This window comes from Nocardia brasiliensis IFM 10847, from assembly GCF_000710915.1.
GTDB lineage: Bacteria > Actinomycetota > Actinomycetes > Mycobacteriales > Mycobacteriaceae > Nocardia > Nocardia brasiliensis_A.
In genome coordinates this window covers 30,771-40,678 of sequence record NZ_BAUA01000184.1, presented here as the reverse complement: position 1 = coordinate 40,678, position 9,908 = coordinate 30,771, and the positions used below count along the sequence as shown (strand labels likewise).

The window sequence follows — 9,908 nt, the reverse complement described above, 5'->3', positions numbered from 1 at the left end:
CGCCCTGTTCGCGCTCTGCGGCTGCGGCGACGTGCGCGGGACCGCACTGCCCGGTGAGGCGGACACCCGGAAATTCGATGTCGGCGGATATCCGACGGCGGTGCCGAAGATCGCGCCGAGCCTGGATCCCGTCGGCTACGCCCGGCTGGAGGGCGCGCGACTGGCCGATGCCGTGCTGAGCCCGCACGAGGTGGACGACAAGTACTCCGCGGGTGCCTCGGCGCAGGTGCACACCGGCATCGAGACCTTGACCAGCTATCTCGCCGAGCCGGTCCTGCCGGTGCTGCAGAATCACGGCTTCGTCGTCGGGTTCTCCACCGGTTCGGCTGACGCGGTGCTCCCGTTGACGCGTGCGACGGAGGGCAGTCGCGAACGCGAAGGGCTCACCGTCACCGTGCTGCGATTCCGGGACAAGGACGCGGCGAAAGCTGCCGCGGCGGAGATGAACGCGGTCGACTTCGCGCTCAGTCCGGAGAACGCCGCCGTGCAGCTGCCGAAATACCCGGACTCCGGCGCACATTGGCGGCCCGCGGTCCCCACTCTCGGCAGCACGACCGCGCACGGGGTGTTCGTGATCAGCACGCTGGCCGACGCGCGCACCACGGATCTGACCCGGCTGATCGGCATCACTCAGAAGTATCTGGATGCGGAACTGCCTGCGCTGGACCGGTTCACGCCGACGCCGACCACCGAGTTCGGCACGCTGCAGCAGGATCCGGATCGCGTCCTGACGCGTACGCTGCACCCCGGCGCGACGGTGCCGCAGCCCGACGGCCAGGGTGAGGTCGTGCTGACCTTGCGCGGATATCTCAACTACATTCTCGATCAGTCCGGCCGTTATCCGGTGCTGCGGCGGGCCGGTGTCGATCGCGTCGCGATGACGCCCAGTGTTTTCGTCTTCCGTACCCGGGACGCCGCCGCGGCCAAGCAATTCGTCACGGAATCAGTGGAATTGGACAGTCCGGCCGACCGGCGCGCCTTCGATCCGCCGGAAGACGTTCCCGACGCGCTGTGCCTGCAGAGCTACAACGTGACCAAGAGCGCGCAGTTCAGATGTTTCGTCGCCTACCACGAATACGCCGCACTGATCATCGGCCAGCAACTCTTGGATACTCAGCAACGCGCGGCGGCCCAGTACGCGCTGTTCGCGAATACCCGCTGAGCGCCGGTATCAGTAACCGCGGTAAGCACTTCCGGAGTTGACCGCCACTACGCCGGGGACATTCGTGACCGAGCCGTAGGTGTCGATGGAATAGCGGACACCGGCGATGATGTTGTCCACCGGATTCCAGATATCGTCGTGCCCAGGCGCCTTGTACGCGTTGAAGGTGCTGTCGATCGTTTGCATGAGGCCCTTCGACGGATGCCCGTTGATCCAGTTGATATCGGTGCGGTTCTCCGCGTACGGATTACCGCTGGACTCGTGCTGGATGATCAGCGCGATCGCGCGCTCATCGATATCCTCGGGCTTGTAGCCCATTTCGATGAGTTTCTGCTTGGCTTCGGCGATCCATTTCGCGACATCGCCGCTCGGCATCGGGCCGGTCGGCGCGCTCGAACTCGGACCGCCGGAATAGCTGCCCGTATAGGGACTGCCGGAGGACGATCCGCTGCCGTTGTTGTGCGTGCCGCCGGTCAGATAGCTCGACCCGTTCGAGGACGGCTTGCTGGTCACCGGTGCCGCGACGCTCGCGGGCGCGGTCTGCACCGGCGGCGCGGCGACGTTCGCGCCCGGATCGCCGAGGCCGGTGAAGGCCTGCTCCAGCTTGCCGACGGCCGTGTCCACCTGCGTCTTCGCTTGCCCCGCCACCGTTTCGGCGGACTTCAGCGCATTGGTCAGGTCCCAGGTGCGGGTCGCCGCGGCGAGCGTTTCATCGAGGACGAGGTTCTCGACATTCGCCTTGTCGGCGTGTTCGCGCAGTGCCGCGATGCGGGTGTCCGCGGTGACGGTGCCGTTGGCCTGGACATCGAAGGGCGGCTGCTGGTTCACGGCGTCGTCGCGCAGCCGCAGGACCTTGGCTTTCGCTTCGGTCAGGTTGGTCACCTGTGCGGTGAAGGCAGTTTTCAATTCCAGCAGGGCGGCGCTCACCGCCGAGGCTCGGGTCTTCTCGGTGTCCATCCGCGTATTCGCCGCGGCGCCTGCGTTACCCGACCACTTCTTCGCCTCCGAGAGAGCGGCGGTGGCCGAGGAGCCCTTGCCGACCGCGGTGTCGAGACCCGACGAGATCGTGCCCGCGTGATCGCCCGCGACGGTGAGCTGGTCCGGCTGCCAACTTTCGATATCGGTGATGCTGAGCGTCATGACAGTCCGATCGCGCGGAGCTTCGCGGCGAAATCGTCTTCGGCCAGTTCGTATTTGCCCGCGGCGTTGTGCATGTTGTCCGCGAGGGTGGTGAGCCGGCTGCCGATCCGCTGCAGACAGCGGTTGACGACATCGTTGGCCTGATCGGCGGCAGTGCCGAATTCGGTGCCTGGCAGCGCGGCGGCCGCGCCGGTGAACGCGCTGCCCGCGTTGAGCCCGCCGACCTCCGTCGACTCGGTGCCGAGGGTTTGCGCGAACGAGCGCAGTGCCTCCGGATCGACCTGCATGTTCGTCGCAGGTGGCTGATTACGTTCGACCATGAGTCCCCCTTCCCGCCCGACCGTAGGTCGCGGTCAGCATAGCAAAATCGGCTGGTCCGCACGGGTGCCGAACAGCAGGTCGGCAGTCCTGCCACCGGTTGGCTGGTCGCGAAAAAGGACTACCTACCGCGGCGTCAGTTATGTTGATCACGGCGGCGTCGGCGCCGGACGAGCCGATGCCAGGACAGAGAGGTCGGCAGATGCGCGCAGCCCAGGTCAGCAAGCTCGAGGGACCGGAGTCCATCGAGATCGTCGACATTCCGGAGCCCGCGGCCTATCCGGGCGGCGTGGTGATCGACGTGCACGCGGCCGGTGTCGCGTTTCCCGATGTGCTGATGACCCGCGGGCTCTATCAGATGAAGCCCGAACTGCCATTCGTGGTCGGCGGCGAGGTGGCGGGCATCGTGCGCGAGGCGCCCGCGGACGCGCACGTGCGGGCCGGCGACCGGGTGGTCGCGCTGACGTTGCTCGGCAATGCCATGGGCGAGGTCGCCGTGGCGCCGGCGCAGATGGTGTTCCGTCTGCCGGACAATATTTCGCTCGAAGCGGGCGCCGGCATCCTGTTCAACGACCTCACCGTGCACTTCTGCCTGCGCAACCGCGGCAGGCTGGCCGCGGGTGAGACGGTGCTGGTGCACGGCGCCGCGGGCGGCATCGGTACCTCTACCCTGCGGATGGCGGCCGCGCTCGGCGCGGGCCGGGTCGTCGCGGTGGTCAGCACCGAGGCCAAGGCCGAGGTGGCGCGCGCGAACGGCGCGACCCACGTGGTGCTCACCGACGGCTGGCTCGCCGCGGTCAAGGAGCTGACCGGCGGGCGCGGGGTGGACATCGTGCTCGACCCGGTGGGCGGTGACCGGTTCACCGACAGCATCCGCTCGCTCGCCTCCGCGGGCCGGTTGCTGGTGGTCGGCTTCACCGCGGGCGAGATCCCCACCGTGAAGGTGAATCGCTTGCTGCTCAAGAACGTCGAGGTGACCGGTGCCGCCTGGGGCGAATGGGTGATGACCCATCCCGGCTATCTGGCCGAGCAGTGGGCCGAGGTGGAGCCGTTGCTGGCGGCCGGCAAGATCGCACCGCCGCAGCCGGTGCTGTACCCGCTGGAGCGTGCGGCCGAGGCGGTCGCCTCGCTGGACAACCGCACCGCGACCGGCAAGGTCGTGGTCACGCTGCGCTGAATCGCGCGACGAAGCATGCCGTCCCATCCCTCGCCCCTTCTGGAATGCCGAGAATGCTGTCCAACCGGACTTTGAACCGAACGCTGCTGGCCCGCCAGCACCTGCTGGCGCGCTCGTCGCTGTCGGTGCCCGAGATGTGCGACCATCTCGTCGGCCTGCAGGCGCAGGATTCGCCGCCACCGTTCGTCGCGCTGTGGAGTCGCATCGCGGATTTCGATCCGGCGACGGTGTCCACCGGACTGGAGGACCGCTCGCTGGTCCGAATCACCTTGATGCGCGGCACCATTCACCTGGTGACGCCGCCCGACGCGCTGCGGATCGCGCCGCATATCCAGCCCGAGCTCGAAAAGGTGCCGTTCCGAAAGGGTTTCAACTACGGCGCGATGGTCGGTCTGGATCCCGACGAGGTCCGCGCGCACGGTGAACGGGTGCTCGGCGACGAGCCGATGTCGGCCGCCGCCCTGCGCGCGGCGGCCGAAAAGATCTACCCGGACCGCAATCCCGGCATGGTCGTGCAGACCTGGCTCTATCAGCTGCCGGTGCTGCAGACTCCGCCGCGCGGCAAATGGAAGGACAGCAGCAGGCCGATCTGGTCACGGGTCGAGCCGTGGCTGGGCAAGCCGCTCGATCCCACTTATCCGTTGGCGGAGTTGCTGTTCCGCTATCTGCGCGCGTTCGGGCCGGCCAGCACCATGGACATGCAGACCTGGTCGAAGATGCTCGGCATGAAGCAGGCGATCGAGCAGCTCGGCGATCGGGTGCGGACCTACACCGACGAGCGCGGCCGCACGCTCTACGACGTCGCCGACGGGGTACTGGCCGATCCGGATCTGCCCGCCCCCGTGCGCCTGCTCGGCTGGTACGACAACGCCGTGCTCTCGCACCAGGACCGGACCAGGATCGTGCCCGACGGCGACGCGCCGCATCTGCGCCGCTTCGCCGCCGCGGTGGCGCCGGTGCTGGTCGACGGCTACCTCGCCGGGCTGTACAAGATCTTCACCGAGGCCGGCGCCGCCCGCCTGCGCATCAGCCCCACCCGCAAGTGGACCAAGGCCGAGCGGGCCGCCGTGGACGCGGAAAGCCATGCGCTGCTGGGCTTCATGGAGGCGGACAAGGAGCCCCGGGTGGAAATCCTGGACGTGGACGCCGATCTGCGCCCCTGAGCCGCGGTCCCTATTTGTCCGGTGTCACGCGATAGGCGGGCGCTTTGGTCGTCCCCGCCGGGTCCAGGGTGCGCAGCAGCGGCAGCGTGCGCATCGGCACCACCGTGGACAGCACGATGACGCTGTGCGAGCGCACCACCGACGAGGTCCGGTCGATACTCAGCAACACCGTTTGCAGCCCCGCGTGCGAATCCGCGCCGATCCGGCACCACACGTCGCCCGAGCCGGTGGTCGCGTAGGCCTCCAGCACCCCCGGTATCGCGTCGAGTTCGGCCGCGACGGCGTCCAGCGCGCCCTGCGCGATCTCCAGCGTGACGAACGCCTGCACGTCGAAACCCGCTGCGGTGACATCGATCTGCGGGTCGTAGGAGGCGATGATGCCCGCCTCCTCCATCCGTCCGATCCTGGACTGCACGGTCGCCCTGGCCACCCGCGTCCGGCGGGACAATTCGAGAATCCCCGCCTTCTGGTATTCATGCATCGCGGTGAGGATCGCGAGATCGAGTTCGTCCAGTTTCGCCGGCGTGCGCGACATGTCGGCCTCCGTTCCGAGCACGGGCTGGGCTTCCAGCCGGGATGAGCACCAGCGTCTTGGTGCTATTCAAATTGTCCAGCATTCAGGGGTAGTTCCTAGCCGAATTCGCCACAGTGTCTATCGAAATTGGCCGCTGTTGCCTATCGGGCAAGCCTGACGATTACTTGTGGCATGACCATCGAGCACCTGCCGAACGCCCGGTCCAGCACGCCCGCCGATGACCTGACCAGCACGGCCCCCACCGACAGCGAGCTGCGCAAACTCGTCGGCCTCGTCGATCACGACAGCAGCGCCGATCCGTTCCCCGTGATCGGCTGGGACGCCCTCGTCTGGGTCGTCGGCAACGCGACGCAGACCGCGCACTATCTGGAATCCGCCTTCGGCATGCGCCTGGAGGCCTACTCCGGTCCCGAGACCGGCAACCGTGATCACAAGGCCTACGTCTTGCGCAGCGGCAGCGCGCGCTTCGTGGTCAAGGGCGCGGTCGACCCGGACAGCCCGCTGGTCGGTCACCACGATCGGCACGGCGACGGCGTCGTCGACATCGCGCTCGAGGTGCCCGATGTGGACCGCTGCGTCGAGTGGGCGCGCAACCACGGCGCCACCGTGCTCGTCGAACCCCATGACGACACAGACGAATTCGGCACCGTCCGCAGTGCGGCACTGGCCACCTACGGCGAGACCCGGCACACCCTGGTCGATCGTTCCGGCTACAACGGTCCCTATCTGCCCGGCTACGTCACCCGCAAGGCCGGTTACCAGCCGCGCGAGGGCGCCCCGAAGCGGCTGTTCCAGGCCGTCGACCACGTCGTCGGCAACGTCGAGCTCGGCCAGATGGACGAATGGGTCGAGTTCTACCGCCGCGTCATGGGTTTCACGAACATGGCCGAGTTCGTCGGCGACGACATCGCCACCGAGTACTCGGCGCTGATGAGCAAGGTCGTTGCCAACGGCAACCATCGGGTGAAGTTCCCGTTGAACGAGCCCGCAGTGGCCAAGAAGCGCTCGCAGATCGACGAGTACCTCGAGTTCTATCGCGGCCCCGGCGTGCAGCACATCGCGCTCGCCACCGGCGATATCCTCGCCTGCGTCGACGCGTTGCGCCGGGAAGGCGTCGAATTCCTCGACGCCCCCGACAGTTACTACGACGACCCGGAACTGCGGGCCCGGATCGGCCGCGTCCGCGTCCCGGTCGAGGAGCTCAAGAGCCGTGGCATCCTGGTCGACCGCGACGAGGACGGCTACCTGCTGCAGATCTTCACCAAGCCGATCACCGACCGGCCCACCGTCTTCTTCGAACTGATCGAACGGCACGGTTCGCTCGGCTTCGGCAAGGGCAACTTCAAGGCGCTGTTCGAGGCGATCGAGAAGGAGCAGGAGGCGCGCGGCAATCTGTGATCGGTTGTGGCCCTGAGTATCCGGCAGTACGCTCCGTGGATTCGCCGGATGTTGGGGGAGGGCCGCAGTGCTCGAACGATCTGCCGCAGCGGCTGTGCTGGCCGTCCTGCTCGCCCTCGGGGCGGGCGGGACGGCCCGAGCCGAACCCGCCCCGACGTACTACCCGACCCTCGACGACTGCCTGTCCGCCATGTCGCGCTACAAGTCGGGCCCGGCCCAGTGCGTCTATATCGACTCGCGGCAAGCCTACGAGTTGCGCGTCCCCGACAGCGGATAGCGAATTCGCGGGAATGACGAGCGCTATGAGCGCAGCGGGCCCCGCCACAATCCATGCGGCTGATCTGGACGGTAATTACCGTCGTCCACCCCCGCAGGAAGGCAGTACCACTCACCATACCGGCCTGGGAACATAGCTGTGCCTGCGTCGATGCATGCTTGCCTGCTCGGATACAGGCCGACTTGTGCATTTGTCGCGGACGCTGTCACCGCGCTACTGGTCGAAATCAATCCGAAGAAAGTGGCGATGGTCGCCGCACGGGTGAGCTTCTTCATGAACTATCCCCCCTGTCCTGCCGAGTCTTCTTGTATCCGAACAAGTTTCGTTTGATCACGCGATGACCCCGGGCGCCGGCTGCGAACTGATGCGAGCTTATGGCTGTGTCTCGTCGCTGGCGATGCCGATTCCTCGACTTGGCAGTCCGCCGGTGAGTTGGACCGGGCCACCTACCTGGACCCGCCGGTAGAGTCTCAGGCATGCGTATCACGGCGGCGATCATCACGGGCACGGCCATGGTGCTGATGTTGTCCGCGTGTGGTTCCGGCGGCGACTCGTCCGATGCCGGTACGCCCCTCCGCCCGCCGCCGAAAGTGGCCACGCTCGGTCCGTTCGTCGGCGAGTGCGGGCACGTCACCGATGACGAGGTGCGTGACATTGCACGCCTCGGTCAGATTTCCCAGGTGCTGAAGAATTCGGTCGGCTGCAATTGGCAGTCGTCGGGCTATGGTTCGCCCAGCGTTACTTTTGCTTCCTACCGGGGCAGTCCGATCGCGAGGGAGAAGGCCTGGGTCTCTACCCAGGGCCGCAATCCACAGGTGATCGACGTCGGCGGGCGCAGTGGGTGGCAGGCACTGGAGCCGGACGGCAAGGTCTGCGACCTCGCAGTGCAGCTCGATGACGACTTCTTCGAGTGGTCCATGTCGTTCGGTGCGTTTCCTCCGGACGGCAATCCGTGCGATCGGATGCACAAGCTCGCCGAACTGACCGTGCAGCGGCTGAAGTGACGGGGAGGACGGCAATGCATCGTCGTGACGTGACGCGGGGAATACTCACCGCCGCCACCGTGTTGACCATCGCGGCCACCGCCACCGGCTGCGGGCAGACGATCAGCGGGGAGGCGTTTCCGGCCGGTTCCGGTACCGGCGACCCGGTGAACACCAAGTTCGACAAGTTGCTTCGCGAATGCGAGGTGGTGCGGCTGGATCAGATCGCCGACGCGGTCGGCGCCAAGGACGCGTTCCCGCAGCCCTCCTTCTACGGGGCGGTCTGCATGTGGGACGTGCAGGGCGCGCCGGGCGGCAACGCCATGGTCACGTTGAACTGGTACGAGATCGGTTCGCTGAACAACGAGAAGACGACCAACGACAAACTCGGCTACACCACCACCAACGCCACCATCGACGGCCGGCGCGCGCTGGAGATCCGGCGGCCCAACGATCCGGACTCCTGCGGCGTCAGCGCGGGCGCGGCGGATCAGGGCGTGATCGGCTTCTGGATCAATTACCGCCCGGGATCCGCGCACCCGGATCCGTGCGCGGGCGCGAAGAAACTCGTAGAGTTGACCCTGAACTTGGCCAGGTGACGGGGTCTCCAGACACCCCGCTTTGACCCTGTGTCGCGGCCACGAGTATCGTGGATCGCTGTGCCCGGAAGCATGCGGGCAAGTTCGTGCGTGACCGTAGGCCAGCGAAAGCGGCTGACACCTCCAGCGTGCCCGTAATTCGGGCCCTGCGCCGCGCGCGACACGCCCGACCTCGGGACGCGAGAAACGTGGTTGGACGTGCGGGTGAAAGCTCGATTAACAGACATGAAGTTCCAGACACCGCGTTAACTAATAAGGAAAGCCGGTCTATGCCAACGATCAACCAGCTGGTCCGCAAGGGTCGCCGCGACAAGGTCGCGAAGACGAAGACCGCGGCCCTCAAGGGGAGCCCGCAGCGTCGTGGCGTGTGCACCCGCGTGTACACCACGACCCCGAAGAAGCCGAACTCCGCGCTGCGTAAGGTCGCGCGTGTTCGCCTGACCAGCGCGGTCGAGGTCACGGCCTACATCCCCGGCGAGGGTCACAACCTGCAGGAGCACTCGATGGTGCTCGTGCGCGGCGGTCGTGTGAAGGACCTCCCCGGTGTGCGCTACAAGATCATCCGCGGCTCCCTCGACACCCAGGGTGTGAAGAACCGCAAGCAGGCCCGCAGCCGTTACGGCGCCAAGAAGGAGAAGAGCTGATATGCCACGCAAGGGCCCCGCACCCAAGCGTCCGCTGATCAACGACCCGGTTTACGGTTCGCCGCTGGTCACTCAGCTGGTCAACAAGATCCTGCTGGACGGCAAGAAGTCCACCGCCGAGCGCATCGTCTACGGCGCGCTGGAGCAGGCACGCGACAAGACCGGCACCGACCCGGTCGTCACTCTCAAGCGCGCGCTCGACAACGTCAAGCCGTCGCTCGAGGTGAAGCCGCGCCGCGTCGGTGGCGCCACCTACCAGGTGCCGGTCGAGGTTCGTCCCGGCCGCGCCAACACCCTTGCGCTGCGCTGGCTCGTGAACTTCTCGCGGGCGCGTCGCGAGAAGACCATGGTCGAGCGTCTCGCCAACGAGCTGCTCGATGCCAGCAATGGTCTCGGTGCCTCCGTGAAGCGTCGCGAAGACACCCACAAGATGGCCGAGTCGAACCGGGCCTTCGCGCACTACCGCTGGTGACGTCTGCCCGGCCCGTTGTTATTGGGTCGGGAGGCACAGC

Annotated in this window: 12 protein-coding genes; 9 read left to right on the top strand and 3 right to left on the bottom strand. The window is 66.8% G+C overall.

What is annotated here, in order from left to right:
• Nucleotides 1-1,162: DUF7373 family lipoprotein (locus NBRGI_RS48345; protein WP_029901635.1), on the top strand; the 1,162-nt coding region annotated here is incomplete at its 5' end.
• Nucleotides 1,163-1,171: 9 nt separating this feature from the next.
• Here NBRGI_RS48345 and NBRGI_RS36000 read toward each other — a convergent pair.
• The gene (locus tag NBRGI_RS36000) at nt 1,172-2,302 is read right to left on the bottom strand and encodes a transglycosylase SLT domain-containing protein (RefSeq protein ID WP_029901634.1); all 1,131 of its coding nucleotides are present in this window, start codon (nt 2,300-2,302) and stop codon (nt 1,172-1,174) included.
• A complete protein-coding gene (locus NBRGI_RS35995; RefSeq protein ID WP_029901633.1) occupies nt 2,299-2,622 on the bottom strand; it encodes a type VII secretion target in 324 nt (107 codons plus the stop codon). The genes NBRGI_RS36000 and NBRGI_RS35995 overlap by 4 nt, the downstream gene beginning before the upstream one ends.
• A gap of 200 nt (nt 2,623-2,822) precedes the next feature.
• Here NBRGI_RS35995 and NBRGI_RS35990 point away from each other — a divergent pair, with 200 nt between their 5' ends.
• Together NBRGI_RS35990 and NBRGI_RS35985 are read left to right on the top strand one after the other, a co-directional pair.
• Complete coding sequence (locus tag NBRGI_RS35990; protein WP_029901632.1) at nt 2,823-3,797, top strand: NADPH:quinone oxidoreductase family protein; 975 nt, start codon at nt 2,823-2,825, stop codon at nt 3,795-3,797.
• Nucleotides 3,798-3,850: 53 nt separating this feature from the next.
• Complete coding sequence (locus NBRGI_RS35985) at nt 3,851-4,960, top strand: winged helix DNA-binding domain-containing protein (RefSeq protein WP_051728286.1); 1,110 nt, start codon at nt 3,851-3,853, stop codon at nt 4,958-4,960.
• Between the two features lie 10 nt (nt 4,961-4,970).
• Here NBRGI_RS35985 and NBRGI_RS35980 read toward each other — a convergent pair whose 3' ends face one another.
• Nucleotides 4,971-5,495, bottom strand: a complete 525-nt coding sequence (locus tag NBRGI_RS35980; protein WP_029901630.1) for an Lrp/AsnC family transcriptional regulator — start codon at nt 5,493-5,495, stop codon at nt 4,971-4,973.
• 171 nt (nt 5,496-5,666) lie between these two features.
• On the opposite strand from NBRGI_RS35980, the gene hppD reads away from it, so the two are divergent.
• The 6 genes from hppD (at nt 5,667) to rpsG (ending at nt 9,868) form a co-directional block, all read left to right on the top strand.
• A complete protein-coding gene (gene hppD / locus NBRGI_RS35975) occupies nt 5,667-6,893 on the top strand; it encodes a 4-hydroxyphenylpyruvate dioxygenase (RefSeq protein ID WP_228833045.1) in 1,227 nt (408 codons plus the stop codon).
• 67 nt (nt 6,894-6,960) lie between these two features.
• The gene (locus tag NBRGI_RS35970) at nt 6,961-7,170 is read left to right on the top strand and encodes a hypothetical protein (RefSeq protein WP_148311088.1); all 210 of its coding nucleotides are present in this window, start codon (nt 6,961-6,963) and stop codon (nt 7,168-7,170) included.
• 512 nt (nt 7,171-7,682) lie between these two features.
• Nucleotides 7,683-8,174, top strand: a complete 492-nt coding sequence (locus tag NBRGI_RS35965; RefSeq protein ID WP_235211211.1) for a DUF3558 domain-containing protein — start codon at nt 7,683-7,685, stop codon at nt 8,172-8,174.
• Between the two features lie 29 nt (nt 8,175-8,203).
• A complete protein-coding gene (locus NBRGI_RS35960) occupies nt 8,204-8,752 on the top strand; it encodes a DUF3558 domain-containing protein (RefSeq protein WP_036562103.1) in 549 nt (182 codons plus the stop codon).
• Nucleotides 8,753-9,021: 269 nt separating this feature from the next.
• Nucleotides 9,022-9,396: a 30S ribosomal protein S12 gene (rpsL, locus tag NBRGI_RS35955; protein WP_014353064.1), complete on the top strand. Its 375-nt coding sequence runs from the start codon at nt 9,022-9,024 to the stop codon at nt 9,394-9,396.
• Nucleotide 9,397: 1 nt separating this feature from the next.
• Nucleotides 9,398-9,868: a 30S ribosomal protein S7 gene (gene rpsG, locus NBRGI_RS35950; RefSeq protein WP_014988439.1), complete on the top strand. Its 471-nt coding sequence runs from the start codon at nt 9,398-9,400 to the stop codon at nt 9,866-9,868.
• Nucleotides 9,869-9,908 lie beyond the last annotated feature (40 nt).

Coding starts and splice junctions, on each gene's coding strand:
- NBRGI_RS36000 (WP_029901634.1), bottom strand. CDS start 2,302: ATGACGCTCAGCATCACCGATATCGAAAGTTGGCAGCCGGACCAGCTC.
- NBRGI_RS35965 (WP_235211211.1), top strand. CDS start 7,683: ATGGTGCTGATGTTGTCCGCGTGTGGTTCCGGCGGCGACTCGTCCGAT.
- NBRGI_RS35985 (WP_051728286.1), top strand. CDS start 3,851: ATGCTGTCCAACCGGACTTTGAACCGAACGCTGCTGGCCCGCCAGCAC.
- rpsG (WP_014988439.1), top strand. CDS start 9,398: ATGCCACGCAAGGGCCCCGCACCCAAGCGTCCGCTGATCAACGACCCG.
- hppD (WP_228833045.1), top strand. CDS start 5,667: ATGACCATCGAGCACCTGCCGAACGCCCGGTCCAGCACGCCCGCCGAT.
- NBRGI_RS35995 (WP_029901633.1), bottom strand. CDS start 2,622: ATGGTCGAACGTAATCAGCCACCTGCGACGAACATGCAGGTCGATCCG.
- NBRGI_RS35990 (WP_029901632.1), top strand. CDS start 2,823: ATGCGCGCAGCCCAGGTCAGCAAGCTCGAGGGACCGGAGTCCATCGAG.
- NBRGI_RS35980 (WP_029901630.1), bottom strand. CDS start 5,495: ATGTCGCGCACGCCGGCGAAACTGGACGAACTCGATCTCGCGATCCTC.
- rpsL (WP_014353064.1), top strand. CDS start 9,022: ATGCCAACGATCAACCAGCTGGTCCGCAAGGGTCGCCGCGACAAGGTC.